This window comes from Aggregatibacter actinomycetemcomitans, assembly GCF_003130205.1.
Lineage (GTDB): Bacteria > Pseudomonadota > Gammaproteobacteria > Enterobacterales > Pasteurellaceae > Aggregatibacter > Aggregatibacter actinomycetemcomitans_A.
This window is the reverse complement of the sequence record NZ_NRDF01000001.1, coordinates 118616-144356: the sequence shown is the minus strand read 5'-3', so window position 1 is coordinate 144356 and position 25741 is coordinate 118616. Positions and strand designations below refer to the sequence as shown.

Here is a 25741-nt window from a genome sequence, read left to right as displayed (position 1 = left end):
GTCTACTCACTGAATAAAATACACAATACAGAATTTATTCAGATAAAACAGCGCTATAGAAAAAAGAAATTTATAAAAAAATACGATTTCCCTGTTCATTTCAAAATCAAAGATGGACTTTATTAGACATAGGATTAGTGTAAAGTATAAATCTTTCTTAGCTAAAATTGTATATTATCATACTAATTCTGCTATTACTTACCGTAACCAAATTGGTTATTTAAGTCGCTCATACAATAATGACGTACTGCGCCTATCCATTGGCTTTAAATAATCTTCGCCAAAATTCATCAACGGCTTTACTACCTGAAATCCTACAGGGATAGGAATAAGATAAAAATGACCTTTCGAAAACGTAAAGAGTCAGTTGACTTGAAAGAAGTAAGCAATGCGTTACCCTCTTACTGCCAGCCCTAATTTTTCAGAATTAAAATAAATGGATCTTTTTTAGAAAATTTTCCTAGAATGCTTTGAAAATCATAAGGCATAGCCCACCTAGCATTTCTAGCTAAAAACCGTTCGCTAGTAAAAACCTAAATTTACTAGCCTAAGATATTGAAAACCTATTAACAAGGAAGAAGTATAATTAAAAGAAAGGTGGTGAACTAAGCAGAATTGGTCTTAACAGTAAGCGGTTTACTGCGTCGCATCCCTGCGGACTTCTACCTAGTCCACCATTGACAGATGATGCCTTGTAGTGTGCGACATAAAACTCATACTAAAAGCGTTTTATATCTTCAGCCGCTTATTTCAGGAGAACAATCCTGACTTTCAAATATCTTACTCAGAAAGTAACTGCATAATAAAATCGTTTTAGCAGACTGTCAATCAATACTGCAAGATATGTTGACTAATTTCTTCATCGAAAATTTATTCAGTGATAACAACAAATTACTGTAATTACAGAGTGTTAGCCGGTGTAATCGGATTAATTTTTTATGGTATTTGTGAAAAAAATACATAAAATAACCCGTCAGATTGCGCCCACACTAAAATCTTGTTAAAGTGCGGTGCAAATTTTTCACAAAACCAGGAACAACCAAATGAGTCAAGAATACTTAGATTTTGAATTACCTATTGCCGAACTTGAAGCGAAAATCGAATCATTACGCTCCGTCTTGGATCAGGATAACGACATTAATCTTGATGATGAAATTGCCCGTTTACAGAAAAAAAGCATGGAACTCACCGAAAAAACCTTTGCAAATTTAGATGCGTGGCAAGTGTCCAAAATGTCCCGTCACCCGAATCGTCCTTACACTCTTGACTATATCGAACATATTTTCACCGATTTTGACGAACTTGCCGGCGATCGTGCTTTTGCCGATGATAAAGCCATTATCGGTGGTTTAGCCCGTTTAGACGGCAGACCGGTGATGGTTATCGGTCACCAAAAAGGTCGCACGGTAAAAGAAAAAGTAAAACGCAACTTCGGTATGCCGGCACCGGAAGGCTATCGCAAAGCATTACGCCTCATGCAAATGGCGGAACGTTTCAAACTTCCAATCATTACTTTCATCGACACCCCAGGAGCTTATCCTGGCGTAGGTGCGGAAGAACGCGGACAATCGGAAGCTATCGCCCGCAACTTACGTGAAATGTCCACCTTAAAAGTACCTGTCATTTGTACCGTTATCGGTGAAGGCGGTTCTGGCGGCGCGTTGGCCATCGGTGTCGGTGATAAAGTGAATATGCTGCAATATTCCACCTATTCCGTTATTTCGCCGGAAGGTTGCGCTTCTATCTTATGGAAAAGCGCCGACAAAGCCTCTACCGCATCGGAAGTCATGGGCTTAACCGCAAAGCGTTTAAAAGAACTCGGTTTGATTGACAACATCGTATCTGAGCCGCTTGGTGGCGCCCATCGTAATTATGAAAAAATAGCGCAAAACCTGAAAAAACGGCTCTTGTCCGACTTAGCGGATTTAGACGTATTAGATGCAGAACAGTTATTGGAGCGTCGTTATCAGCGCTTAATGAGTTACGGCTATGTTTAAAATATCATTATAAAAACCGTATTTGCTGTATTTAAAAAGGATTTTAAAAGGAGAAAATAACAATGAAAAATGTACTTTCAATTCAGTCTCATGTGGTTTATGGCTACGCCGGCAACAAGTCGGCAACCTTCCCGATGCAATTACTCGGTATTGATGTTTGGGCATTAAATACCGTGCAATTTTCCAATCACACCCAATATGGCAAATGGACGGGCATTATCATTCCCAAAGAACAAATCGGCGAAATCGTGCGTGGCATTGAAGAGATTCAAGCGTTGCACAAATGTGATGCCGTGGTCTCCGGCTACTTAGGTTCCGCCGAGCAAATCGATGAAATAGTCAACGCCGTTCATAAAATCAAAGCCATCAATCCAAACGCCTTATATTTATGCGATCCTGTGATGGGCCATCCTGAAAAAGGCTGTATCGTTGCCGATGGTGTGCGTGAAGGGTTGATTAATATTGTATCGGAAGCGGATATTATTACACCGAATCTGGTGGAACTGCGTGAATTAAGCGGTTTACCGGTAGAAAATTTTGAACAGGCATTGGCTGCCGTGAAAGCCATTTTGGCAAAAGGGCCGAAAAAAGTATTGGTGAAACATTTAAGCAAAGTGGGCAAAAACGCCAATCAATTTGAAATGTTGCTTGCTACCGAACAGGGCATTTGGCATTTATCCCGTCCATTACATCCGTTCGACCACGAACCCGTTGGCGTGGGTGATTTAACCGCCGGCTTATTCTTAGCCAATTTACTCAACGGCAAATCCGATGTGGAGGCTTTTGAACACATGGCAAACGCAGTCAACGATGTGATGCAAACCACCCTGGAACGTGGCGAATACGAATTACAAATCATCGCCGCCCGCGATCTTATCATCAACCCGCGCAGCCAATATAAAGCACAAAAAATCGCTTAATCTGCCACTTCCTCCCGCTTAGCGGGAGGCTATGTTATCCGCTATGCTTCTCGAACAATTCTCACAGCAGTTACAACGGCACGCACCAAATCAAACGCAATTTCTCATTGGATTTAGCGGTGGCTTGGACTCTACCGCCCTTCTCACCTTATTTGCCAAACACCGGGAAAATCGACCGCACTTTCAGTTGCGCGCTATTCACATTCACCATGGCTTAAGCCCTAATGCCGATGCCTGGACGGCACATTGCCAACAAATTTGCCGACAATTGAATATTCCGTTGCTGATTCAGCCGGTTAAAGTGCGTTTGCAAAACGGCATTGAAGCCGGTGCCCGTGAGGCACGTTATGAAGCCATCGCACAACATATTTTGCCCGAAGAATGGCTAGCCACGGCGCACCATCAGCAAGATCAAACGGAAACTTTTTTTCTTGCGCTCAAACGCGGTAGCGGTTTGCAGGGGTTAGGTGCAATGCAAGCTAACAGCATCGTTTACGGCGTACCGATTTTTCGCCCGCTATTGAATTTTAGCCGTCAGCAACTGATGGCATTCGTGCAACAGCAACAGCTGACTTGGGTTGAAGACGAAAGTAACGAAGACAATCAATACGACCGCAATTTTCTGCGCAATGTGGTGTTGCCTGAATTTCGCCAACGCTGGGCGCATTTTGATTCCGCGGTGCAACGTTCGGCACAACATTGTTATGAGCAACAACAACTGCTCAATGAACTGCTGGCGGAGGAATACCAAAAAAACGTCGTGGAAAATGACCGCACTTTCAAGGTGCACGACTTCACCACCTATTCTCCGGCGAAACAACGGGCGTTGCTGCGTTTATGGTTGCAGGAACAGGGTGTGATGATGCCCTCATTGGCACAACTGGAGCAGCTCATTTCCGATGTCATTTTCGCCAAAAGCGATGCGCAGCCGCAGTTTCGTTTGGAGGATAAGATCCTTCGCCGTTATCAAAACCGATTGTTTCTCACGCCGGTATTTACGGATATTTCGCCAGTCTGTTTGGAAGCCCAATTTGACGATCCCATGAATTTGCCGGACAACTTGGGCACGTTAAGCCTGAAAAAAACACTGGAAAAAATGACCGCACTTTGGCGCGATGAAAATGGGCAGGAATATAAAGAAACCCTCGGTTTACCGTTAGCGGGAACGAAAGTTTGGATCCGTTTCGGTTATTCGGGCAAAGTTAAATTAACACAACAAGGCGTGAATCAGGACATAAAAAAAGTATGGCAAGGTTTGAACGTGCCACCTTGGCAGCGGCAACGGATTCCGCTGATTTTCTACGGCGATGCGCTACAAAGTGCGGTGGGTTTTTTCCGCGTTTTTCAACATGAATCCAAACAAAAAAGCGCATATTGATGCGCCTTTGCTATTTTAGCCGTCGGATTAAATCGCCCAACCGCAAGCGTAAAACGCCACCAAGACCGTAGCAATCACCACCGTGCCAATATTTAAGCGTTTTAAATCACCGCTCACTACACGTCCGATAACCAATGCCGCGAAATGCCGGCGCAGTGGCGTAATTCGGCACTAAGAAAGCAAGCGGTTGGAAGAACAGCATTAATAGGAACAACACGCCGACCACAATAGCGGTGATACCGGTTTTGCCGCCCGCTGCGGTGCCTGCGGCGGATTCAATGTAAACCGCTGCCGGCGCTGTGCCGAAAATACCAGAGAATAAACTGCTCACGGAATCGGAGGTTAAGGCTTTACCGCCATTGATGATTTGACCGTCTTTGTCCAATAAATTCGCTTGTCCGGCAACAGCGCGAATGGTGCCTGTAGCATCGAATACCGCCGTCATCACAAGGGCGAACACCACCGGTAAAATCGCCGGTTGCAATGCACCAAGCACATCTAATTTCAAGAACAGGGATTCATCGCCGAAACTTGGCATTTTGAACATTTGACCGTTGAAAGTTACGTTCGGGTCAAAAATTAAACCGATGATGGTAATGGCGATAATTACCCATAAAATACCGCCTTTTACCTGCTTTTTTTCCAAACCCACTATTAATGCCAAACCGATTAAGGACATCATCACTGGAAAGGAGGTAAATTCACCGAGTTTCACCAGCAAGCCGGCTTGATTGCCGACCACTAAACCGACGCCATTCGCCGCGATTAACAGCAGGAACAAACCGATACCGATGCTGGCGCCGTGGGCAATGCCTACCAGCAAATTGCGTAAAATCCAAGCACGAATGCCGGTGGCGGAAATCAACGTAAAGAAAACGCCCATTAAGAAGACCGCACCTAACGCCACGGGAATGCTGACTTTTTGCCCGATAACCAAACTGAAGGCGGTAAATGCGGTAAGGGAAATCGCACAACCGATCGCCATAGGCGCGTTTGCCCAAAAGCCAATTAAAATGGAGCCGAGACCGGCAACCAAACAGGTGGCGATAAAAACCGATTCCGCCGGGAAACCCGCCGTACTTAACATATTCGGCACCACGATAACGGAATACACCATGGCCAAGAACGTGGTTAAACCGGCGATGATTTCTTTACGCACGGTGGAACCGCGTTTAATCAACTCAAAGCGTTGTTCTAAAGCAGCTGATCGAGAAGATGACATTGAAAATTACCTTTGATGATAGAAGAAAAAATAAAATAAGGGCGGCATTTTACCGAAAACATTAAATAAGTAAACGTTTGCGCAAATCATTACATAAAAGGGCTAACCTTTCGGCTAACCCTATTAGCATTAACTGATAAGACGGCTTTTTTCTGAAACCTCGTTGGAAACTGCGTTTTCTTTAGGATTGTCACCAAAACGATTTGTACCCGGTTGGCTGTCAAAACACATAAAGACGAGCAGAACGATAGAACCAACAAGCGGAATAAAAGAAATTAAAATCCACCATCCGCTACGATCCGTATCATGCAAGCGACGCACTGTTACCGCAATATAAGGGATAATAACACCAAAACCGTAAACAAATTGAAAAATAGGCATCTGAATAACGGCATCAATCAACATACATACGAAAGTAGCAATAAAATTGAACAACACAAACATCCAATATTCTTTACGTCTGGCTCTGCCACTAAAGGTGGCATAATTTTTTAATACATGTAAATACCAATTCATTTTTTAGGCTCCTTAATTATAGTAAGTGAAAGGGAGCTGAATTTTATTCATTCTGAATAAAATAAGCAATGACTCTACGTTGATTTAACGTATAAATCCGCTCATTGGAGCAAAACACCATTGCCGTAATTTTGCTTCACCGCTAAAAAGGGCTATACTAACCCGCAGTTATTTCATTCAGAAGGAAAGAAATTATGACCATTTTAGTCACCGGCGGTGCCGGTTATGTCGGTTCGCACACTGTCGTGGAATTATTCAATACAGGCAAAGAAGTGGTGGTTTTAGACAATCTTTGCAATGCCTCCCCGAAATCCTTAGAACGCGTTGAACAACTCACCGGTAAGAAAGTGAAATTCTATCTGGGGGATGTATTAGATCGCGCGTTATTGCAGCAAATCTTCGCCGAAAATAAGATTGACTCGGTGATTCATTTTGCCGGGTTAAAAGCCGTAGGTGAAAGCGTGCAAAAGCCGGCGGAATATTATTTGAATAACATCACCGGTTCCTTGGTATTGGTACAGGAAATGAAGAAAGCCGGCGTGTGGAATTTCGTGTTCAGCTCCTCCGCTACGGTTTACGGCGATCCGAAAGTGATCCCGATTACCGAAGATTGCGAAGTGGGCGGCACCACCAATCCATATGGCACCTCCAAATACATGGTGGAACAAATCCTGCGCGATATTGCCAAGGCAGAACCGAAATTCAGCATGACGATTTTGCGCTACTTCAACCCGGTAGGCGCGCACGCCAGCGGTTTAATGGGGGAAGATCCGAACGGCATTCCAAACAATTTGTTGCCTTACATCAGCCAAGTCGCCATCGGCAAGCTGCCGCAGCTTTCCGTGTTCGGTAGCGACTACGATACCCACGACGGCACTGGGGTGCGCGATTATATTCACGTGGTGGATTTGGCTATCGGTCACGTTAAAGCCTTGGATCGCCATCAAGATGACGCCGGTTTACATATTTATAACTTGGGAACCGGCGTGGGCTATTCCGTGCTGGATATGGTGAAAGCCTTTGAACAGGCAAATGACATTCAAATCCCATATAAATTGGTAGATCGTCGTCCCGGAGATATTGCCACCTGTTATTCCGATCCGAGCCTCGCTGCCAAAGAGTTAAACTGGAAGGCGGAACGCAGCTTGACAGAAATGATGAAAGACACTTGGAATTGGCAAAAGAATAACCCGAAAGGTTATCGGGATTAATCACCATGCACGAATTATCGTTGTGTCAAAACATCATTGAAATTGTTGAGCAGCAATGCAAACAACACAACGTCAACAAAGTCACCGGCCTCTGGCTTGAGGTCGGTGCTCTTTCTTGTATTGAACCCAGCGCCTTGGAATTTGGCTTTGAAATGGCATCCAAAGGCACGCCTGCCGAAAATTGCAAGCTCCACCTAATCCCGATTCCCGCCAAAGCCTGGTGTTGGGATTGCAAAACATTCGTTGAAATTCAAGCCAATAACAGCACTTGCCCGAATTGCGGCAGTGTGCATTTACAACGCCAAAGCGGTGATGAATTACGAATTAAAGAAATTGCCGTTGAATAATTTATTATGCCTCAAACTCCCCAACAACCTTCCTTAGCCCGACAAATTTTCAGCCGCAATATGCTGATTTGCGTATTTACCGGATTTAGTTCGGGCCTGCCCTTATTCGTTTTATTACAAATGTTGCCCATATGGCTGACGGACAAAGGGCTTTCTATTGAACTTATCGGTGCAGTGACCGGCGTCACTCTGCCCTACGGTTTAAAATTTTTATGGGCGCCCCTGCTGGATCGCTACTTTCCCAATTTTCTCGGACGACGACGCAGTTGGTTGTTGATCACACAAGTCATTTTGCTTATTTTGCTTTATGCCATTAGCCAATTTGATCCACGCACGCAGCTGAGCATTGTGGCGAATATCGCCTTTCTTATTGCGTTTTTTTCGGCGACGCAGGACATTGTGCTTGATGCTTACCGCCGTGAAATTTTAAGCGACAGCGAGCTGGGGTTGGGTAACACCATTCACATTAATGCTTATCGCGTGGCGGGCTTGATTCCCGGCGGGCTTTCCCTTTATCTCGCCACCCTTTACCCTTGGGAAACGGTTTTTTTATGGACCGCACTTTGTATGCTGTTCAGCTTGTTCATGACCTTATTTCTCGCCAAAGAACCACAAATTACCATTGTAAACCGCGATCAACCGGCTTATCTTGCCTTTTGGGTTCCGCTCCAAGAATTTTTCCAACGTAAAGGCGTAATACAGGCATTGGGCTTTTTACTCTTCCTGTTTTTATATAAATTCGGGGATTCCTTCGCCACCACGCTACAAACCAAATTTATTTATGATATGGGCTTCGGCAAAGAGGATATTGCCCTGGTTGTCAAAAGCACTTCCCTCTGGGCAAGTATTTCCGCCGGTCTCGTGGGCGGCGTGATTATGATTAGACTCGGCATTAATCGCGCCTTATGGGTTTTCGGTTTCGTACAATTAATCACCATTGGCGGATTCGTTTGGCTTGCCGGTTTCGGGCATTTTGCACAGATTAACTCAACCGAACTTTGGAAACTCGGCATTGTGATTGCGGCCGAATATATCGGTGTCGGTCTCGGCACCGCCGCTTTTGTGGCGTTTATGGCACGGGAAACCAACCCGCTTTACACCGCCACCCAACTCGCCTTATTTACCAGCCTGTCGGCACTGCCAAGCAAAGGGTTCGGAATACTCTCGGGTTATTTGGTCAAAGTCGTCGGTTATTATGACTTTTTCCGGATTTGTTTATTGCTAGCCGTACCAGGTATGCTTTGCCTGTTTTGGGTCGCCCCATGGAACGAAAAAACGGTAGCGGAAAAATCCGACAATTGACATTTTCAGGGAATTACGCAACCATACGCGACGATTTACTAAAACATCTTCAAAATCAACCGCACTTTTCATTAATGAACCCAAAGTGCGGTGGTTTTTTCAAGCGTTTTTTATCGATATAAAGAGGACAACATGAAAATTATTCTATTAGGTGCACCGGGCGCAGGAAAAGGTACACAAGCCCAATTTATTATGAATAAATTTGCTATTCCGCAAATCTCCACCGGCGATATGTTACGCTCCGCCATTAAAGCGGGTACCGAATTAGGCAAACAAGCCAAAACCTTAATAGACGCAGGTCAATTAGTGCCTGACAATTTAATCATTTCGTTAGTTAAAGAACGTGTCGCCCAACCGGACTGCGCAAAAGGTTTCTTACTGGACGGCTTCCCTCGCACTATTCCGCAAGCGGATGCGTTGAAATCTGCCGGCATCGCCATTGATTATGTATTGGAATTCGATGTGCCGGATGAAGTGATTGTAGAGCGCATGAGCGGTCGCCGTGTACACCAACCGTCCGGTCGTTCTTACCATATCATTTACAATCCGCCGAAAACAGAAGGCAAAGATGATGTTACCGGCGAAGATTTAATTATCCGTGCCGATGACAAACCGGAAACTGTGTTAGATCGCTTAAAAGTGTATCACACCACCACCAAACCGTTGGTTGACTACTACCAAGCTGAAGCTAAAGCGGGTAACACACAATATTTCCGCCTAGACGGCACACAAAAAGTGGAAGAGGTAAGCAAAAAATTAGATAAAATCTTGGACTAATCCCTTAACAAGAAGAAAAAGCCATTCTTAAGCCACGGAATGGCTTTTTATTTATCCAAATACAACTAAAAGAAAAAGTACAAAATAACAATTTGACGTAGAAATAAGAAAAGAGTGGCTGGGGTACTAGGATTCGAACCTAGGAATGCCGAGATCAAAACCCGGTGCCTTACCGCTTGGCGATACCCCAACAACTATATTGACTATCAACAAAATGAATGGTGCGGGACGAGGGACTTGAACCCACACACCTCGCGGCGCCGGAACCTAAATCCGGTGCGTCTACCAATTTCGCCAGTCCCGCAAATATGGTGGCTATGACGGGATTCGAACCTGTGACCCCAACATTATGAGTGTTGTGCTCTAACCAACTGAGCTACATAGCCATTTCTTTGCAACCATCTCATTGACTTTGCGGGGCGTATTATGCAGATATTGCCTTTACTCGTCAACCATTTTTTTAGGAAAATAAATAAAATTAAGACATTCGGATAGAGATTAAACAAATCGCATTAATTTTATTCACAAGTCTCTACAAACTTGCTCATTCCCTTGACGTCATTGGCAAACCAACATTCAAAAAACACTATTTTTTATCGCCGCACTTTAAGGCTGTAAACGCTTATTCTTCAATTAAACGACGCAATAAACTGCCGTCAAATAACGCCCTTTTAATTAATGCAAAGGCGCCTATTACATCTTCATTGCTTAATTCCGATGTAACCAATGGCGTATTTTGTACAAATGCAGGCAATGCATGACTTTCCAATGTACGGCGGATTGCTGCAAATAATACATTCTTCGCTTGCGTAATTTCGCCGGAAATCACGATTTTTTCCGGATTAAACATATTTACGCTCATCGCCAATACCCGCCCGATTTGTACGCCGACATGTTCAATGAGTTCTGTCGCCACCGCGTCCTGCTTATTACTGGCTTTACAAATAGCTTCAATATCATGGGCTTCCAAAGAAAGCCATTTGCTTTGATAACCATCTTCCAGCAATTCCGACATTTTATTTTCAATAGCTGAATTACTCACAACGGTTTCCAAACAACCGACATTGCCGCACATACAACGCTTACCCAGTGGATCCACCTGAATATGCCCGATTTCACCCACATTATTTTTGTAGCCTAAAAACACTTCGTGATTAATCACGATCCCTGCACCAACACCGCGATGAATTCGCAACAGCAGGGAATCGTAACAATCTTTAGTCACACCGAAATAATGCTCGGCAAGCGCAAGACTGCGCACATCATGCCCGATATACGTGGCTAAATGAAAACGTTCGGCAATATGATTTGCCAAATCCCAAGGTTCACTTAAAACAAAATGCGGTATCTGTTCAATCATGCCGCTTTTCATGTCTACAAAGCCCGGTACGGTAATGCCGATGGCAATAAATTCACTACCTCGTGTTTGATTATTCAGCATAAATTTATCTAAATGCCGGAATAAAAACAGCTCAAATTCTTGCGGGGCTTGGTGATTTGGCAGCATGAACACTTCTTTTTTCAGCAACTTCGCCGACAAATCCATGATCGCCAGCGTTAAATGTTCACGCCCGAGGCCAACTAAAATAGAACGAAAATTCTTATATTCCGCCACAATAGAAGTGGCTCGACGACCGCCGGTGGATTCCTGTTGTTCCACTTCTTTAATTAAACCGCGGGCAAGGAGATGACGGGTAATTTTGGTGACACTCGCCGGGGCAAGCTGGCTAATTTCAGAAATTTGAATACGGGAAATGGGGCCCTGCTGATCGATTAATTTATACACAACCGCACTATTCATTTGTTTCACTAGATCAACATTCGCGATTTGAGGATTTTCTCGCATTTTTTTCTCCCGCAAAGATAAGTTGGCTTATTTTAAAAAGAATTTAAGCAATTGGAAATAGCTATTCTTCTTCCATTCCCAAGGCTTTTGAAAAGGTCTGCAAGCCGCCGGCATTGCCGCTTTTTACCATAGTTTGCATAGCCCGGGTCGGCGAATGAATCAATTTATTCATTAATTTATAACTCAATTCCTGCAACACCTGTTCGGCATTTTCCCCTTGTTGTAATGAACTCAACGCTTTTTCCAATAAATCCTGCCGGGCTTGTTCGGCATTTTCGCGATAACGTCGAATCAAATTGGAAAATTGATGTACTTTCAACCATTCAAAGAAATCGGCGCATTCCGCCCGAATAATGGCTTTTGCCTGCTCGGACGCCTGTTCACGCTGATTTAAATTATGCTGAATGATGTTTTGCAAATCATCCACCGTGTAATGATAAACGCTGTCTAAATCCACCGCACTTTCATCAATATCACGGGGCACGGCAATATCCACCAACAGCATCGGACGATAATCACGCGCCGTTTGCGCCTGCTGAACCATGTCGCGGCTAATTAGAATGTGCGGGCTGCCTGTGGAGCTGATCACAATATCCGCCTGATTTAAGCCCTGCTGTAACTGTTCCAGAGAAAAGACTTGAATATTCGCCGCCGAATCCAGTTTTTCCACCAACGCCTCGGCACGCGCCAACGTGCGGTTGGCGATAAATAAGTTTTTCACGCCGTGTCGTAACAAATGGCGGCTCACCAACTCAATGGTTTCACCTGCGCCCACTAATAAAATCGTCAACTCCCGTAAGGATTCAAAAATCTGACGCGCCAGGCTACAGGCGGCATAGGCAACGGACACCGCACTTTCGCCGATATTGGTTTCGGTGCGCACCCGCTTGGCGGTGGCAAAGGTTTTTTGGAATAAACGGGATAATTCGCCGGAAATGGCTTGTCGTTCCAGTTGGTAATGCTGTTCGCTCGTGTGGTAGGCTTGCTTCACCTGCCCCAAAATTTGCGGTTCACCTAAAATTAGCGAATCCAAACCGCACGCTACTTCCATTAAGTGATTAGCCGCCTGGAGATTTTCGTAGGTATAAACACAACGCTGAAGCTCCGCCAACGCTAGTTGATGAATGTCGGCAAACCACTGCACCACCAGTGTGATCCAGGTTTGCGTCTCTTGCGGCGGAACGCTTTTATTGTGCAGATAAACTTCCGTGCGATTACAGGTGGATAAAATCACCGCACTTTCCGCTAACTGCGTTTGTTGAATGTGACGCAAGGCAAAAGCGCGCTTTTCATCGGAAAACGCCACTTTTTCCCGTAACTCCACGGAAGCGGTTTTGTGATTGATACCCAGAACTAAAATCGTCATAAAAAATACATGAAAAAGTCACCGCACTTTATAGTTAAGAAACGTCAAAGCGGCTAAAATTCATCCCACAGAAGTTAAAAAATACAAACTAAAAACGGGGCATATTCTAGCTGAATTGCCTGCTTTTGAGCAAATTGAAGCAATAAAAACAGGCTATCAATCTGCGATTTTATTGCGGATTGTCAAATTTCTAAAAATGATCTTTTGCCTGACGTAATTGCGTAAATTGCGCCAGACTCGTTGCCGTTAAAAACGGATTAATTTGTTTTTCCAAACCGATGGTGCTCGGCAAACTTGGCTGATTGGCGGCGCGTTGCCGTTCCACCAAAACGCGCTGATTTTCCACCGCACTTTTGTTCGCCCAAACGCTTTCCACGAATTTCAGGTTGCTCAACGTATATTCATGCCCCGGGCAGACGATGGTTTCATCGGGTAATCGGGCGAAACGTTGCATGGCGGCGAACATGGCAGCGTAATCGCCGGTAAATACCCGTCCGCAACCTGCGGAAAATAACGCATCGCCGCAGAATAAATGCCCATCCGTTAAATAAGCCACATGTTGCGCCGTGTGTCCTGCGGCGGGCAACACTTGAATTCGATAATGTTCGGTGTTAATGTCGCCTTCATTAACGATATGCGTTGCGCCTTTGTCGACACATTCGGCGGGACCGTAAACGGGCACGTTCGGATAGCGCGCTTTAAACTCGCCGACGCCGCCGACGTGGTCATCATGCAAATGCGTCAGCAACAGCGCTTCCGGCGTTAATTGACGGGTATCCAATAGCCGAAATAACGCCTCGCATTGCGGCAAATCAACGATTAACGGCGGTAAATTGTCTCGGGCATAAAGCCAAATATAGTTGTCATTTAAGGTAGGAATCGGAATTAACATAGAACCTCGGAGTTACAACGATGTGGCGTGCTAAATATGAAAAATCGCTCACCATGCCGAGCGGCTGGCAGCAGCTTCCCAACGGAAGTACGTATTGTAGCGCATTAAGCGACTATTTTGCGCCTTGGTTTACAAAAATTTGTGGCTACCAAATTCTGAAAATCGGCGGACTCAGCGCGGAAATTACCTGCGACTTGCCGCTGCGTCATCAAATCAGCCTCAATGAAAAAACACCTCCGAATCTGACCGCACTTTTGGGCGACTACCACTCCGTCGTGCAAAGCAAACTAACCGAATTGCCTTTTATCGAACAACAAATCGATGCCTGCATTTTAACCAACACCCTTAATTTTGCACAGGATCCGCACCAGATTCTGCGTGAAGTCCATCGGGTGCTGACAGACGACGGTTATTTGTTTCTCAGTTTGTTTAACCCGTTGAGTGCCTTCCTGTTTAAAACCAAATTGGGAGAATTTCCCCTGCGTCATTACTGCGCCTGGCGTGTTGCGGATTGGTTGGAGTTATTGAATTTCGAGATTCTGGAACAACAAAATTTGGCGCTGCATGAGCGACAAGCCGGCTGGTTTTCGCCGCTTACCGTGATGGTAGCGCAAAAACGCACTTACCCTTTAATCCTTAATCCGCAAAAAGTGCGGTCAAAAATCCCGGCGTTTTTACAACCGGCGGAAGCCTTGAAGGAAGCGGGAGAAAATCCGTAGAAATGAAAAAAAACGGTCAGAAAACCCGTTCTGACCGTTTGCATTAATAAGATGCGCCGGCTAATCTTCTTTACCTAAAATCTGATTGATTTCACTCTTATACAGCACAGCTTTCGCACCATAAATGGCTTGCACGCAGCCGCCCACGTCCAGCACATCAATGGCGCCCAAAGCTTTCAAACGCGGTTTATCCACCAATTTAACGTCTTTCACCGCCACGCGCAGACGGGTAATGCACGCGTCCACGTTTTCAATATTTTCACTTTCGCCAAGGGCGTTAATGATCTCATGGGCATTTTCCGTTAACGAGGAAGTTTGTTGTTCAACCGCCTCGTCCTGCTCTTCCGCACGTCCCGGGGTCATAACGTTAAATTTGGTAATCAGAAAGCGGAAGCTGAAATAATATAACGCCGCCCAGCCGATGCCCACCCAAATGACTTTAAGCCAGTTAGTGTTGTCGTTGCCTTGTAAAATACCGAATAACAAGAAGTCGATAAAACCGCCGGAGAAAGTGTTACCGATGGAAATGTTCAGAATGTCGGCGATGTAGAAAGAAACGCCGTCTAAAAAGGCGTGGAACACATATAACCACGGGGCGACGAACAAGAACATGAATTCAATAGGCTCGGTAATACCGGTAATAAAAGAGGTGAGCGCCGCGCCTAAAAATAAACCGCCGATAGCGTTACGTCGCGCTTTCGGCACGCAGTGATACATTGCCAAACAAGCCGCCGGCAAGCCGAACATCATGGTGTCGAAACGTCCGGCAAAGAAACGTGTGCCTTCGGTAAATAACCCTTGATGGTTCGGATCCGCCAATTGGGCGAAGAAAATCTTTTGCGCGCCGGTAATGGTTTCGCCGTTGACGATTTCCGTTCCGCCTAATTCGGTGTACCAGAACAGCGGGTAAATCATGTGATGTAACCCTACCGCGCCGCATAAACGCATTAAGAAACCGTAGAAGAAAGTACCGATTGCGCCCATGGAAGCGATATGTTCACCCGCAGACAATAACCAGTTTTGGAACGTCGGCCAAATTAAGAAGAAAATCGCACCCACAAAAATCGCCGCGAATGCCGTCACAATCGGCACAAAGCGCGAACCACCGAAGAAGCCTAAAATTTGCGGCAACTGAATGTTGTGATATTTGTTATGTAGTTTTACCGTAATCAAACCCATCACTAACGCGCCGATGACGCCCGTATCAATGCTTTTGGTTTCCGGCGAAAACAGCGGAATTAACGCTGAAATGGTACCGGTCACGATCAAATAACCGACCACCGCCGCCAATGCTGCCACACCTTTATCCCGTTTCGCCAAACCGATGCCTAAACCGATACACAATAAAAGCGCCAAATTGCCGAAAACCACGGATCCGGTGGCGGACATCATCTGAAAAACGCCCTGCAATGCGGGATTATCCAGCAACGGATACGCCTGCACGGTGGCTTTATTGGACAACGCACCGCCAATCCCTAACAGCAAACCGGCGGCGGGCAAAATGGCGATAGGCAACATAAATGCCTTTCCGACCTGTTGAAGTTGTTTAAACATAAATTCTCTCCTCTTTACGACGCAATTTATGATTTATCTTGAAATATTTTTATGGAGTTACATTTATAAATGCCAACAATTTTTTGAAATACTACTTCAACACTTGATAAAAAAACATGACTGAGATCGCATTTTAAGCAAAAAAATCGGCACCGAAGTGCCGACAATCCCAATCTATTTATTATTGCATGTTATACGGTAAGATCCCGAATGTCTTCGCTGGAAGCGTTATTCATTACGGAATCCACGCCTTTTTGTGCGGCAGCTTGCGAAGAATAATATTGGCTGCGACCGATTTCCTGATGATTTGCCGCTTTTAATACGAAATAAGGCTGATCATTTTTTGTGGTACGAAATTCAAAGTTTTTCGCATCCACTCCGTTTTTTTGTACGGAAGCAATGCCGTTTTGCGCGGAGGCTTTCGATTTGTAAAGCTCGCTGGTTAAAATAATTTGTCCGTTAGTTGCCATTAAATTGAACATAAATTGTCCATCTTTTGCCAATTTTAATTCGTAATATCCTTGTGCCATTTTAATTTCTCCCAGGCTTAATCGTTATTTAACGGTTATTTTGTTCATTGCCGAAAAGGCATATTTTTGACTCTTTCCCTCAATTAAAAGTTCCTATAAAAAACCGTCGGCACAACCGCCCTCGGCAAAATATGCTAGAATGCGTGCCCATTCCAACAAAACATCGGAGAACATCATGGCAGGTATTTATCCGCTTAACGGTAGCCTTCAACATTATGTGTGGGGCGGAGAAAATTACATTCCGAATTTATTGCATATCAATAAAACGCAGGTACATTATGCCGAATACTGGCTCGGCGCACACGCTTCCGCGCCGTCACAGCTCGTTACCGCGCAAGGTGAAATACCGTTGAGTGATTTTTTACGGCAAAATCCGACCGCACTTGGTACGCAAAGCCGTGGTTTATTTGGTGAAAATCTGCCCTATTTACTCAAAATTCTGGATGTTGCCAATCCCCTTTCCATTCAGTTGCATCCGACCAAAAAGCAAGCGGAAATCGGCTTTGCACAGGAAAATGCCGCCGGTGTTGCGTTGAACGATCCGAAACGTACGTATAAGGACGATAACCACAAGCCGGAAATGATGATCGCCTTATCCGATTTCTGGCTCCTGCACGGTTTCAAAACCAAAGATAAAATTCTCGATACCCTGCGCCAACGCCCGTCATTGGCGGATTTGGCAACGAAACTGGAATCACAGGATTTATCGGCGTTTTATGCCGACATTATGCTGGCGGAACAGGATCAGTTGGCACGCTGGTTATTACCGATCATTGACGCGCAACAAAGCGCCTTCGAACAACATCAATTGGCAATGCAAAATCCGGATTATTGGGTGCTTTACAGCTTACAGGCGATGGATATTTCCAGAGAGAAACTGGACGCGGGCTTGATGTGTTTCTACTTGTTCAATATCGTCAATTTACACGTCGGCGAAGGCATTTTTCAGGCGGCAGGGATTCCGCACGCCTATTTACGCGGTCAAAATATTGAATTAATGGCGTGCTCCGACAATGTGATTCGTGGCGGTTTAACACCGAAACACATTGATATTGCGCAATTATTGAACGTCATTGACTGCCGTGAAGTAATTCCGCAGGTGATCGCACCGGCACCGAAAGACGCCGTTTATTACACCTATTCAACACCCGGTGAAGATTTTGCATTGAGCAATTTGCGCTACGCGAAAAACACCAAATTTTCCGACCGCACTTTAAACGGTTCGATTCTGTTTGTGATGGCAGGTGAAATGACCTTGGCAGGCGCACAGCAAAAACTCACCTTGAAGCAAGGACAGGCGGCGTTTATTGAAGCGGAGACGGAATACCACGTACAGGGCGTTCAGGCAGGCTATGCTGTATTGGCGGGCTTACCCACTTAGTTTTTTCACTTTTCTTCACGCCTCCGTTAACGGAGGAAGAAACGTGTTTTTACACACATTTATGATGTCAAACACAATATAGGAACGACTATGACACAACAAACCTTTATTCCCGGCAAAGATGCCGCCCTTGAGGAAAGTATTGAAAAATTTCAGCAAAAACTGACCGCACTTGGCTTTCATATTGAAGAAGCCTCATGGTTAAATCCGGTGCCGAACGTATGGTCGGTGCATATTCGCGACAAAGACTGCCCGCAATGTTTTTCCAACGGCAAAGGCGCCAGCAAAAAAGCCGCGTTGGCATCGGCATTGGGCGAATATTTCGAGCGACTTTCCACCAATTATTTCTGGACGGATTTCTATTTAGGGCAAGACATTGCCAACGGCGATTTTGTGCATTATCCGAGTGAAAAATGGTTCCCCATTGAAGATGAAGCCCTGTTACCACGCGGCATTTTAGACGATCATTTATTTGAACATTTCGATCCGAATCAAGAACTTACGCCTGAACTTTTGGTAGATTTGCAATCGGGCAATTATGAACGCGGCATTGTCGCCGTGCCTTATGTACGCCAATCGGATCAACAGGCGGTGTATATTCCGCAAAATATCATTTCCAACCTGTACGTTTCTAACGGCATGTCCGCCGGCAACAGCCGATTTGAAGCGCGCGTGCAAGGTTTATCGGAAGTGTTTGAACGCTATGTAAAAAACAAAATCATCGCCGAAGCCATCAGCCTGCCGCTTATTCCGCAAGACGTGATGGCGCGTTATCCGTCCATTCAGGCATCCATTGAAAAGCTGGAACAGGAAGGCTTCCCGATTCTGGCGTATGATGCCTCTCTCGGCGGAAAATATCCGGTGATTTGTGTGATTTTACTCAACCCGACCAACGGCACCTGCTTCGCCTCTTTCGGCGCTCACCCGAAATTCCAAGTGGCATTGGAACGCACCGTTACCGAATTGTTGCAAGGTCGCAGCTTAAAAGATTTGGATGTATTCGCCCCGCCGTCCTTCAATAATGATGATGTCGCCGAACATGCCAATCTGGAGACCCACTTTATCGACTCCAGCGGTTTAATTTCTTGGGATTTATTCAAAAATACGCCGGATTACGACTTCGCCGACTGGAATTTCTCCGGCAAAGACACCCACGAAGAATACGACAACCTGATGACGATTTTCCGGGTGGAAAACAAAGAAGTTTACATTATGGACTACAACCACTTAGGGGTTTATGCCTGCCGTATTATCGTGCCGGGTATGTCCGATATTTATCCTGCGGACGATTTAATTTACGCCAACAGCAACATGGGCATGGACTGGCGCGAAATTCTGTTGGATTTACCGCATTTCCACCATGAAAAAGAAACCTACCAGGAACTGTTGGAAGAGCTGGATGAGCAAGGCATTGACGACGCCACCCGCGTACGCGAATTTATCGGCATCGTAGCGCCAAAAGGCAGTGGCTGGACGACATTGCGCATCGGCGAATTAAAATCCATGCTTTACCTCGCCTTGGGCGACCTGGAAATGGCGCTGGATTGGGCGAACTGGACATACAACATGAATGGCTCCGTCTTCACCGCCGAACGCGCCAATTATTACCGTTGCTTAATCAGCAGCCTTGAATTGTTTATGGATGGCAATCGCGATCCGCAACAATACCGCATGGTGTTCGAAAAAATGTACGGCAACGACGCCGTTGAATTTGCCTGGAATGCCATTCAGGGCGGCAATCCGTTCTACAACCTGCCTGCCGGCGACAAAACCCTCGCCACGTTTGGCGAACATCAAAAACTGCTGGCGGCATACGCCAAATTGCAAAAAGCCAAACGGGAAAATTGGCAATAAAGTGCGGTGGTTTTTTTAAGTATTTTTAAGGGCGAAGAAATTGATTCGCCCTTTTATTTTCCATGAATATTTTTAAGTAAATCTTCGTTCTGTGATCTAACACATGGAAATATCAACACGTTCAAGCTATGATCCGGTCGACTGTTTCCCATAAATTAGAGGAGTTTATTTATGCAAACCTGGACAGCAGAAATGTGGCAAGCGGCGTTAATCGGTTTAGTGGTCGGTTTCATTATCGGCTATTTCTTATTACGCATCACCAAAGAATCCGCCAAAAAACAAGTGAAAACCGAAGCGGAATTACGCGTGGCAAAAGAGCAACTGGAAAGCCAAAAACAGCAATTGGAAAAACATTTTGCGGAAAGCGCCGATTTGCTGAAATCCCTCGCGCAGAATTATCAAAAACTGTACCAACACCTCGCGCAATCCTCTACCCGATTATTGCCTGAACTGAATGATAAATCGCTGTTCCAACATAATTTATTAGACGACAAAGGCAATCCGATTAACCCACAAAATACCGACGATCAACCAAAAGATTATTCGGAAGGATCGTCCGGCTTATTCAAAGCGGAAAAATAGTTATTTATTAAGCTAAAAACTAATAACTAATATAAGTGCGGTCATAAAATTTGATTTCCGGAGTGCCCGCACTTTTTTATTTTTTATCTGAAAAGCCATACAACCCACCGAACATTCAAGAATTTTTTTTGTCATAGCAGTTACCGAAATCGCATGGAAATTTCGAGTATGTTAATGTTTATTGGAGAACACATTTAATGAAAAAACACAATTTTGTATTAACAAGTATCGCGCTCGGATTGAGCCTGTTAAGTACACCTATGTTAAGCCAAGCAGAAATTCCCGCCATTGTTGAAGGACAACAAATGCCAAGTCTGGCACCAATGTTGGAAAAAGTGTTACCTTCCGTTGTTTCCATTTCAGTAGAAGGCAAGCAAAAAGGCCGCTCTGCACAACAATTTGACGATATTCCCGAAGAGTTCAAATTTTTCTTTGGTCCTGATATGTTTGACCGCGATCGTGCACCGCGTAACTTTAGAGGCATCGGTTCCGGTGCAATTATCAATGCAGAAAAAGGTTACGTTTTAACCAATAACCATGTGATTAAAGATGCGGATAAAATCATTGTTCAGTTACAAGATGGTCGTGAATTTAAAGCCAAAGTCATCGGCGCAGACGAACTGTCCGATGTGGCATTAATTCAAATAGAAAAACCGAAAAATCTGACCGCACTTAAAATCGCCGATTCCGACAAATTACGCGTGGGCGATTTTACCGTGGCAATTGGTAACCCATTCGGTTTAGGTCAAACCGTGACCTCCGGGATTGTTTCGGCGTTAGGGCGCTCCACAGGGTCCGACAGTGGAATGTACGAAAACTATATCCAAACTGATGCGGCAGTCAATCGCGGGAACTCAGGTGGCCCATTAATCAATTTGAACGGCGAATTAATCGGCATTAATACTGCCATTATTTCCCCGAGCGGCGGTAATGCGGGTATCGCCTTCGCGATTCCGAGCAACATGGCGAATAACCTGATTCAACAAATTCTTGAATTCGGTGAGGTGCGTCGTGGCATGTTAGGTATTAAAGGCGGCGAATTAAACGCTGATTTAGCACAGGCTTTCGATATTGAAGCAAAAAAAGGCGCTTTCGTAAGTGAAGTCATTCCGGGTTCTGCCGCAGATAAAGCCGGCTTGAAAGCAGGCGATGTGATTACAGCCATAAACGGACAATCTATTTCCAGTTTCGCCGAAATGCGCGCTAAAATTGCCACCTCCGGTGCAGGCAAAGAAATTGAATTAACGTATTTACGTGATAGCAAGTCCAACACCACAAAAGTAGTCTTACAATCCGATGACAAAATCCAAACCAGTGCCGGCAATTTGCTCCCTGCACTAGACGGCGCGGAATTAAATAATTACGACGAAAAAGGCCTGAAAGGCGTATCTGTGGGCAAAATAAAAACCGGCTCTTTGGCAGAACAACGTGGTTTAAAAACCGGTGATGTGATTATCGGAATCAATCGCCAAAAAGTAGAAAATCTCGGACAGCTGCGCAAAGAGTTAGATAAAAAACCGTCTGCCGTTGCCTTAAACATTATTCGCGGCGATAGTAACTTCTATTTATTGGTGCAATAATCTGCAATAAAATAAATACAAGGGCGAATTTTTCGCCCTTTTACTTTTTATAAGCACGTCATATTGTTTTACTTGCTGTAAAGTGCGGTCAAAAAATCAGGTGTTTTTCATGGCCGATTTTCTGAAAAAAGAGATAAAAAAATCTGCATACTTCACAGCATGCAGATTTATTACTTATTTATTCTTCAATTAAAAAGAAATTATTTCGTGCCGTTTACTGCAATTTCTACACGACGGTCATCAGCCAAGCACGCAATCAGCGCTTTACGACCTTTAACCGTGTCACATTTATTACCGGTAACCGGGTTTGCTTTACCGTAACCGGCAGCAGAAATTGCCTGTTGAGAAACACCTTTAGATACAAGGTAGTTTGCCACAGTTTCAGCACGTCTTTGAGATAATTTTTGGTTGTAAGCGTCAGAGCCGATACGGTCTGTATAACCTGCAACTTTAACGTTAGCGTTGTTTACTTGTGCAATTTCGTGGGAAATGCCATCCAAAGTGTTTTGCGCCTGCGGTTTTAAATTCGCTTTGTTGAACGCAAAAGTCACATCCGAATTCAAATTGAATACTTTATTAACTACTTCAGGAGCAATAACAGGCGCCGCTCCCTGACCAAAGCGGTAAGATAAACCTAGAGCTACTGAACCAATATCCGGAGAATAGCGGACATCAGATTCATTATTTCCATAATAATTGGCTTTTCTTTCTGCTTTGCCGAAATTGCCTACTCGGCTCACCCATTGGTACTCCAAACGTAATGCTAATTCAGGAAGAATGGCATATTCAAGCCCCCCGGCAAATACCGGAGAAACTTTTAAATCGTGGAATTTATGAGTTTCTCCGAAAGTGTTATCTTTGTAATCAACACGGATTAATGCTGCACCTGCACGTGCATAAAGATCTAAATTATGCAATACAGGATAGCTTGCTTTAAGAGACAAGCTGGAACCATGCGCGGTAATTCGTTTTTCTCCGGTAGCTTCTTTTACTTTACCGCGACCGAAAAATTCATACCCTGCTTCAACAGCGAAATTATCGGTAATTTGGTAGCCGGCAAAGACGCCATAGGCTTCCGAATTTTTCTTGGCTTTACCCACTACTGTGCCGTCCTGTTCATACTGATATTGATTTAAACCGTGACGGACAGATGCCCAGCCGGCTTTTGCTCCCGTATAAAAGGTATTGGCTTGCGGCGCTGCCTGCACAACGGCCGCTACTGACGCGGCTAAAGCCGCAGTAGTAGCTAATGCGATTACAGTTTTTTTCATTTTTGCTCTCCTATATTATTAATTTGATTAACTAAAAATATGCTAACTTAAGCTTTTAATTTAACTAAAGGCAAATTGAACCGATTTATTTGGGTAAATTCAGTCCTTTATTTAAAATAAAATGCTAAAGCTTTAGTATTATCCTATAAAAAAATAAAAAATCAAATTCCACTTATTTTTCAGATCAATATAACCAACTTTCCTTTATTGCTTTTTATATGAAATTTTACTCACTTGATAGCATAAAACTTTCCCGTAATTGTTGTAACTGATCGCGCGCTGCAGCAGCTTTCTCAAATTCTAAATCCTGTGCAAATTTATACATTTGCTGTTCCAGCTTTTTAATTTGTTGTTGGTATTCTTTCGGTGATTTCGGTGTTGTATAAAGTGCGGTCGGTTCCGCCACCATTTTTCCGCGTTGTTTATTGGCTTTGGCTTTTTGATTGGCGCCCTGACCGATGTCCAACAACTCGCCGACTTTTTTATTTAATGCTTGCGGCACAATGCCCTGTGCTTCATTATATTTCGCCTGTTTTTCACGCCGACGATTGGTTTCGGTAATAGCTTTCTCCATCGATTTAGTTATATTATCCGCATACAAAATGGCTTTTCCGTGTAAATTCCGTGCGGCGCGTCCGATGGTTTGAATTAATGAACGTTCGGAGCGTAAAAAACCTTCTTTATCCGCATCTAAAATTGCCACTAAAGACACTTCCGGAATATCTAAACCTTCCCGTAATAAGTTAATGCCAACTAAAACATCGAATTCCCCCAAGCGTAAATCACGAATAATTTCCACCCGTTCGACGGTATCAATATCAGAATGCAAATAACGTACGCGAATACCATGCTCATCTAAATAATCGGTAAGATCTTCCGCCATTTTCTTCGTTAATGTAGTCACTAAAACGCGTTCATTTTTATCCGCTCTTTGGCGTGCTTCGGACAGTAAATCATCCACCTGAATGGATACCGGGCGAATTTCAATTTGCGGATCAAGCAAACCCGTCGGACGCACCACTTGATCGATAATTTCCCCACCGGATTTTTCCAGTTCATAAGGTCCCGGGGTGGCGGAAACGTAAATGGTTTGCGGTGCCAAACGTTCAAATTCTTCAAAACGTAACGGACGGTTATCCAACGCGGAAGGCAGGCGGAAGCCGTATTCCACTAGGGTTTCTTTACGGGAGCGGTCACCACGATACATTCCGCCGATTTGTGGCACGGTGACGTGGGATTCGTCAATAATCAGAATGGCGTCGGACGGCATATAATCAAATAGGGTCGGTGGCGGTTCGCCCTCATTTCTGCCCGATAAATAGCGGGAATAGTTTTCAATACCCGAGCAATAACCAAGTTCATTCATCATCTCAATATCAAATTGCGTGCGCTGGCTGATACGTTGTTTTTCCAATAATTTATTTTCTTTAATGAAATACTCCCGCCGTTTTGCCAATTCCAGTTTGATTTTTTCGATAGCATCCAAAATACGCTCGCGCGGTGTGACATAGTGTGTTTTCGGATAAACGGTAAAGCGCGGCACCGCGCCGAAGCTGCTGCCGGTGAGCGGATCAAATAAGCTCAGGCGTTCAATTTCATCATCAAATAATTCGATGCGTACCGCCCGATCGTCCGATTCTGCCGGAAAAATATCAATAATCTCTCCCCGCACACGGAACGTTCCGCGCTGAAACGCCTGATCGTTACGGGTATATTGCAGCTCTGCCAATTTTGCCAAGATTTGGCGCTGATTAATAATCGCCCCCTGTTGCAAATGCAGCATCATTTTCAAATAGGAATCGGGATCCCCCAAACCATAAATGGCAGACACAGACGCCACCACAATAGTATCGCGCCGCTCTAAGAAAGATTTTGTGGCGGAAAGTCGCATTTGTTCAATTTGATCATTAATCGACGCGTCTTTCTCAATGAAGGTATCGCTGCTCGGCACATAGGCTTCGGGCTGATAATAATCATAATAAGAAACGAAATATTCCACCGCATTTTCCGGGAAAAAATCCTTCATTTCGGCATAAAGCTGGGCGGCAAGGGTTTTGTTCGGTGCCAACACCATCGCCGGGCGGTTTAATTGCGCAATCACATTGGCAATGGTAAAGGTTTTTCCTGAACCGGTTACCCCAAGCAAGGTTTGATGTGCTAAGCCATCTTCTAAATTTTCGGCTAATTTTGCGATGGCTTGGGGCTGGTCGCCGGAGGGGTTGAAATGGGAATGAAGAATAAAAGGTTTAATATTAATTTTTTCTGACATAAAGTGCGACCGATTTTAGCATTGTTTTTAATGGCGGCTATTTTAACACGTTAAGGCACTAAATTGAGCGTTAAAAAATCAAGTTTTACACAGAGTTATATTTGTCAAGCAGGTTACTTCACAAATTTAGAAAAAAATTTCAAAAAATTCGCTAGATTTTTATTAACTATTTGAAAATTAAATAAATGTTATTTTACAATCAGTTTCTCTTAGGATTTTGTTGAAGC

The 25741-nt window shown here is 44.4% G+C and carries 20 protein-coding genes, 3 tRNA genes and 1 pseudogene; 12 read left to right on the top strand and 12 right to left on the bottom strand.

Translation table 11 applies throughout. The annotated features are described in order from the left end of the window. Positions 1 to 1043: 1043 nt before the first annotated feature. From accA to tilS, 3 genes are all read left to right on the top strand, one after another. A complete protein-coding gene (gene accA / locus DK423_RS00705) occupies positions 1044 to 1997 on the top strand; it encodes an acetyl-CoA carboxylase carboxyl transferase subunit alpha (protein ID WP_005545962.1) in 954 nt (317 codons plus the stop codon). A gap of 62 nt (positions 1998 to 2059) precedes the next feature. After that, positions 2060 to 2917 (top strand): pyridoxal kinase PdxY, encoded by an 858-nt coding sequence (pdxY, locus tag DK423_RS00700; protein WP_061886936.1) that lies wholly within the window; start codon positions 2060 to 2062, stop codon positions 2915 to 2917. Between the two features lie 31 nt (positions 2918 to 2948). Further along, a complete protein-coding gene (gene tilS, locus DK423_RS00695) occupies positions 2949 to 4295 on the top strand; it encodes a tRNA lysidine(34) synthetase TilS (RefSeq protein ID WP_061886064.1) in 1347 nt (448 codons plus the stop codon). Between the two features lie 27 nt (positions 4296 to 4322). On the opposite strand, the pseudogene DK423_RS00690 reads toward tilS, so the two are convergent. Continuing rightward, positions 4323 to 5517: pseudogene (locus DK423_RS00690) on the bottom strand (NCS2 family permease). Between the two features lie 129 nt (positions 5518 to 5646). Continuing rightward, the gene (locus DK423_RS00685; RefSeq protein ID WP_005556615.1) at positions 5647 to 6033 is read right to left on the bottom strand and encodes a DUF805 domain-containing protein; all 387 of its coding nucleotides are present in this window, start codon (positions 6031 to 6033) and stop codon (positions 5647 to 5649) included. 194 nt (positions 6034 to 6227) lie between these two features. Here DK423_RS00685 and galE point away from each other — a divergent pair, with 194 nt between their 5' ends. The 4 genes from galE to adk all read left to right on the top strand — a co-directional run bounded on the left by galE (position 6228) and on the right by adk (position 9670). Then, positions 6228 to 7244 carry a UDP-glucose 4-epimerase GalE gene (gene galE / locus DK423_RS00680; RefSeq protein ID WP_005556613.1) on the top strand — a complete coding sequence of 339 codons (1017 nt, stop codon included), beginning with the start codon at positions 6228 to 6230 and terminating at the stop codon, positions 7242 to 7244. 5 nt (positions 7245 to 7249) lie between these two features. Further along, complete coding sequence (gene hypA, locus DK423_RS00675) at positions 7250 to 7591, top strand: hydrogenase maturation nickel metallochaperone HypA (protein ID WP_005556611.1); 342 nt, start codon at positions 7250 to 7252, stop codon at positions 7589 to 7591. Positions 7592 to 7597: 6 nt separating this feature from the next. Further along, positions 7598 to 8893, top strand: a complete 1296-nt coding sequence (locus tag DK423_RS00670; RefSeq protein ID WP_005556609.1) for an MFS transporter — start codon at positions 7598 to 7600, stop codon at positions 8891 to 8893. 132 nt (positions 8894 to 9025) lie between these two features. Then, entirely contained in the window at positions 9026 to 9670 is a 645-nt protein-coding gene (adk, locus tag DK423_RS00665; protein WP_005556608.1) for an adenylate kinase, read from the top strand. Between the two features lie 115 nt (positions 9671 to 9785). On the opposite strand, the gene DK423_RS00660 is transcribed toward adk, so the two are convergent. The 6 genes from DK423_RS00660 to gloB all read right to left on the bottom strand — a co-directional run bounded on the left by DK423_RS00660 (position 9786) and on the right by gloB (position 13774). Further along, positions 9786 to 9860 (bottom strand) — tRNA-Gln (locus DK423_RS00660). Positions 9861 to 9889: 29 nt separating this feature from the next. Then, positions 9890 to 9974 (bottom strand) — tRNA-Leu (locus DK423_RS00655). A 5-nt stretch (positions 9975 to 9979) separates the two neighbouring features. Then, positions 9980 to 10056 (bottom strand) — tRNA-Met (locus DK423_RS00650). A 236-nt stretch (positions 10057 to 10292) separates the two neighbouring features. Continuing rightward, entirely contained in the window at positions 10293 to 11516 is a 1224-nt protein-coding gene (locus DK423_RS00645) for an ROK family transcriptional regulator (RefSeq protein ID WP_005556606.1), read from the bottom strand. A gap of 61 nt (positions 11517 to 11577) precedes the next feature. Further along, positions 11578 to 12882: a glutamyl-tRNA reductase gene (gene hemA, locus DK423_RS00640; protein ID WP_005556604.1), complete on the bottom strand. Its 1305-nt coding sequence runs from the start codon at positions 12880 to 12882 to the stop codon at positions 11578 to 11580. Positions 12883 to 13072: 190 nt separating this feature from the next. Continuing rightward, entirely contained in the window at positions 13073 to 13774 is a 702-nt protein-coding gene (gene gloB, locus DK423_RS00635; RefSeq protein WP_061885788.1) for a hydroxyacylglutathione hydrolase, read from the bottom strand. A 20-nt stretch (positions 13775 to 13794) separates the two neighbouring features. Between gloB and DK423_RS00630 the strand changes: the two genes are divergently transcribed. Next, entirely contained in the window at positions 13795 to 14493 is a 699-nt protein-coding gene (locus DK423_RS00630; protein WP_005556600.1) for a methyltransferase domain-containing protein, read from the top strand. 60 nt (positions 14494 to 14553) lie between these two features. Here DK423_RS00630 and DK423_RS00625 read toward each other — a convergent pair whose 3' ends face one another. Both DK423_RS00625 and DK423_RS00620 read right to left on the bottom strand, forming a co-directional pair. Next, positions 14554 to 16047: a PTS transporter subunit EIIC gene (locus DK423_RS00625; RefSeq protein WP_109043840.1), complete on the bottom strand. Its 1494-nt coding sequence runs from the start codon at positions 16045 to 16047 to the stop codon at positions 14554 to 14556. 191 nt (positions 16048 to 16238) lie between these two features. Then, positions 16239 to 16577 (bottom strand): YegP family protein, encoded by a 339-nt coding sequence (locus DK423_RS00620; protein WP_005556596.1) that lies wholly within the window; start codon positions 16575 to 16577, stop codon positions 16239 to 16241. A gap of 175 nt (positions 16578 to 16752) precedes the next feature. Between DK423_RS00620 and manA the strand changes: the two genes are divergently transcribed. The 4 genes from manA to DK423_RS00600 all read left to right on the top strand — a co-directional run bounded on the left by manA (position 16753) and on the right by DK423_RS00600 (position 21974). Continuing rightward, positions 16753 to 17958: a mannose-6-phosphate isomerase, class I gene (gene manA, locus DK423_RS00615; protein WP_005556593.1), complete on the top strand. Its 1206-nt coding sequence runs from the start codon at positions 16753 to 16755 to the stop codon at positions 17956 to 17958. A gap of 90 nt (positions 17959 to 18048) precedes the next feature. Continuing rightward, complete coding sequence (ycaO, locus tag DK423_RS00610; protein ID WP_005556591.1) at positions 18049 to 19812, top strand: 30S ribosomal protein S12 methylthiotransferase accessory factor YcaO; 1764 nt, start codon at positions 18049 to 18051, stop codon at positions 19810 to 19812. Positions 19813 to 19983: 171 nt separating this feature from the next. Beyond that, positions 19984 to 20394 (top strand): Z-ring associated ZapG family protein, encoded by a 411-nt coding sequence (locus DK423_RS00605; protein ID WP_061885791.1) that lies wholly within the window; start codon positions 19984 to 19986, stop codon positions 20392 to 20394. Positions 20395 to 20591: 197 nt separating this feature from the next. Continuing rightward, positions 20592 to 21974, top strand: a complete 1383-nt coding sequence (locus tag DK423_RS00600) for a Do family serine endopeptidase (protein WP_005556584.1) — start codon at positions 20592 to 20594, stop codon at positions 21972 to 21974. 200 nt (positions 21975 to 22174) lie between these two features. Here DK423_RS00600 and ompA read toward each other — a convergent pair whose 3' ends face one another. Together ompA and uvrB are read right to left on the bottom strand one after the other, a co-directional pair. After that, positions 22175 to 23245: a porin OmpA gene (ompA, locus tag DK423_RS00595; RefSeq protein WP_005556582.1), complete on the bottom strand. Its 1071-nt coding sequence runs from the start codon at positions 23243 to 23245 to the stop codon at positions 22175 to 22177. Between the two features lie 226 nt (positions 23246 to 23471). Then, positions 23472 to 25514 (bottom strand): excinuclease ABC subunit UvrB, encoded by a 2043-nt coding sequence (gene uvrB, locus DK423_RS00590; RefSeq protein ID WP_061886939.1) that lies wholly within the window; start codon positions 25512 to 25514, stop codon positions 23472 to 23474. Positions 25515 to 25741 lie beyond the last annotated feature (227 nt).

Bases quoted from the DNA above. Each gene is read 5' to 3' on its own strand.
- adk (WP_005556608.1), top strand. From the start codon at position 9,026: ATGAAAATTATTCTATTAGGTGCACCGGGCGCAGGAAAAGGTACACAA.
- tilS (WP_061886064.1), top strand. From the start codon at position 2,949: ATGTTATCCGCTATGCTTCTCGAACAATTCTCACAGCAGTTACAACGG.
- DK423_RS00685 (WP_005556615.1), bottom strand. From the start codon at position 6,033: ATGAATTGGTATTTACATGTATTAAAAAATTATGCCACCTTTAGTGGC.
- DK423_RS00645 (WP_005556606.1), bottom strand. From the start codon at position 11,516: ATGCGAGAAAATCCTCAAATCGCGAATGTTGATCTAGTGAAACAAATG.
- ycaO (WP_005556591.1), top strand. From the start codon at position 18,049: ATGACACAACAAACCTTTATTCCCGGCAAAGATGCCGCCCTTGAGGAA.
- ompA (WP_005556582.1), bottom strand. From the start codon at position 23,245: ATGAAAAAAACTGTAATCGCATTAGCTACTACTGCGGCTTTAGCCGCG.
- hemA (WP_005556604.1), bottom strand. From the start codon at position 12,882: ATGACGATTTTAGTTCTGGGTATCAATCACAAAACCGCTTCCGTGGAG.
- uvrB (WP_061886939.1), bottom strand. From the start codon at position 25,514: ATGTCAGAAAAAATTAATATTAAACCTTTTATTCTTCATTCCCATTTC.
- gloB (WP_061885788.1), bottom strand. From the start codon at position 13,774: ATGTTAATTCCGATTCCTACCTTAAATGACAACTATATTTGGCTTTAT.
- DK423_RS00620 (WP_005556596.1), bottom strand. From the start codon at position 16,577: ATGGCACAAGGATATTACGAATTAAAATTGGCAAAAGATGGACAATTT.
- pdxY (WP_061886936.1), top strand. From the start codon at position 2,060: ATGAAAAATGTACTTTCAATTCAGTCTCATGTGGTTTATGGCTACGCC.
- galE (WP_005556613.1), top strand. From the start codon at position 6,228: ATGACCATTTTAGTCACCGGCGGTGCCGGTTATGTCGGTTCGCACACT.
- hypA (WP_005556611.1), top strand. From the start codon at position 7,250: ATGCACGAATTATCGTTGTGTCAAAACATCATTGAAATTGTTGAGCAG.
- DK423_RS00600 (WP_005556584.1), top strand. From the start codon at position 20,592: ATGAAAAAACACAATTTTGTATTAACAAGTATCGCGCTCGGATTGAGC.
- accA (WP_005545962.1), top strand. From the start codon at position 1,044: ATGAGTCAAGAATACTTAGATTTTGAATTACCTATTGCCGAACTTGAA.
- manA (WP_005556593.1), top strand. From the start codon at position 16,753: ATGGCAGGTATTTATCCGCTTAACGGTAGCCTTCAACATTATGTGTGG.
- DK423_RS00605 (WP_061885791.1), top strand. From the start codon at position 19,984: ATGCAAACCTGGACAGCAGAAATGTGGCAAGCGGCGTTAATCGGTTTA.
- DK423_RS00625 (WP_109043840.1), bottom strand. From the start codon at position 16,047: ATGTTTAAACAACTTCAACAGGTCGGAAAGGCATTTATGTTGCCTATC.
- DK423_RS00670 (WP_005556609.1), top strand. From the start codon at position 7,598: ATGCCTCAAACTCCCCAACAACCTTCCTTAGCCCGACAAATTTTCAGC.
- DK423_RS00630 (WP_005556600.1), top strand. From the start codon at position 13,795: ATGTGGCGTGCTAAATATGAAAAATCGCTCACCATGCCGAGCGGCTGG.